A 1,259-nucleotide genomic window follows, 5' to 3' on the forward strand; every position below is an offset into this window, starting at 1 on the left:
CATCGATGGAACGAACTGCCGCATTGGCATCCAGTAAAATGCCGTAGTTGCGGATGGTGCCAGAGTTCGGTTGGGCAGTGCCTGTCAAGCTAATTGCACCGCTGGCTGATGTGATATTCCCTTGACTCAGGGAGATGCCGCCATTGTTCGTTCCGGTTGCCGTGGTACTGCCCTGACCAGTAATCCTGATCTCGCCAGTTGTAGAGGCGATCGCCGTATTGGTACTGAGGATAAGGACACCGAGATTATCATTAACACCTGTGCCGCCCGTCCCTTGAAGGGTGATATTGCCGCTACCTGTTGCCTGAATCGTAGAGCCATCAAAGACAACAATGCCACGATTATTATCACCAGTCGCTGAGCTACTGCCCGTGCCGATAAATTCAAGATCGCCATTATTGCCGGTGATTTGTGAAGTACGGAAATAAATACCATCATTACGACTTGTGTCACTCCCACCAGTGCCAGAGAAAGTCATCGAGCCAAAGCCAGTAGCATTAATCGTCGAGTTCCTAATATCAACGCCAATATTATCGATGCCAGTCGCAGTCGCCGCCCCATTGCCCACTAGACTAATCGCCCCATCTTGAGACCGAATCTCTGCCCCATTGGTCATATATATGCCACGGGAACTGTTTCCATTGCCACCAGTCCCAGTTAAGGCGATCGCCCCGGTTACAGATTCAATAATGGAGTCTTCAAGATCAATCCCAGAATTTAGTCCTGTCCCATCACCACCTGTTCCTATCAGGGCGATCGAACCAGTGCCAATCGCTTTAACCGTTGCATTACCACCGACGCGAATGCCTCTATTGCGAGAACCATCACTACCCCCAGTCCCGATCAGCGTCAAATTACCATCCGCTACCTGAACTGATGAGTCTGCGATGAATACACCAAGATTTGCTGAAAGAGTGCCTGAGTTAGCCTTACCACCAGTCCCCGTGATCTCAATGGCACCATTGCCGTCCGCCTGAATAGTTGCTCCATTAATAATTTCTACACCACGGTTGTCACTACCTAAGCCTTCCCCTGTGCCTGTAATCGAGATATTACCTGTGCCAGCATTAATCACAGCACCATTAAGCAGCACACCACGGGCGCTATTTTGAGCGATGGCAGAAACTAAGCCACGCCCCAAAAGATGAATATCTCCACCGTTTGATTCTAGGGTTGCGGAGTTAATGTTAATCCCGAAAGGTTCGCCAGTGGATGTTCCCCTTGCGGGATTTACCAAGGGATCATTCGCACCGCCCAGA

At 50.2% G+C, this 1,259-nt stretch carries 1 protein-coding gene; it reads right to left on the reverse strand.

What is annotated here, in order from left to right; translation table 11 throughout:
* Window positions 1–1,141: hypothetical protein (locus tag V6D20_01225; protein HEY9814419.1), on the reverse strand; the 1,141-nt coding region annotated here is incomplete at its 3' end.
* Window positions 1,142–1,259: the final 118 nt, after the last annotated feature.

This window comes from Candidatus Obscuribacterales bacterium (assembly GCA_036703605.1).
In the GTDB taxonomy this organism is placed as follows: domain Bacteria; phylum Cyanobacteriota; class Cyanobacteriia; order RECH01; family RECH01; genus RECH01.